A 270-nucleotide genomic window follows, 5' to 3' on the forward strand; every position below is an offset into this window, starting at 1 on the left:
CGGAGGTGTAGACCGGCTCGCAGACCAGGCTGCGGCCGCATTCTTCGAGGATGATCCCGAGTTCGACCATGCCGTAGCCCAGTCCGCCGCGCGCTTCGGGGACCGCCAGTGCGGTCACCGACATGTCGTCGACCAGTTGCTGCCACAGTGCGGACGAATAGCCGAGTGGGGAGTCGGCCGCGGCGCGCACCTGCTCGATGGTGCTGTGCTTGCCGAACAGGCCGCGGACCGCGTCCCGTAGCTCGGCCTGCTCGGTTCCGGGGGTCAGCG

At 69.3% G+C, this 270-nt stretch carries 1 protein-coding gene; it reads right to left on the reverse strand.

Going from position 1 to position 270, the window contains the following annotated elements; all coding sequences use genetic code 11:
* Window positions 1-270 (reverse strand): acyl-CoA dehydrogenase family protein (locus SB717_RS36130; protein WP_410907814.1); only part of this gene is annotated, 270 nt, incomplete at both ends.

The sequence above is a fragment of the Priestia sp. SIMBA_032 genome (assembly GCF_046535215.1).
In the GTDB taxonomy this organism is placed as follows: Bacteria; Bacillota; Bacilli; order Bacillales; family Bacillaceae_H; genus Priestia; species Priestia aryabhattai.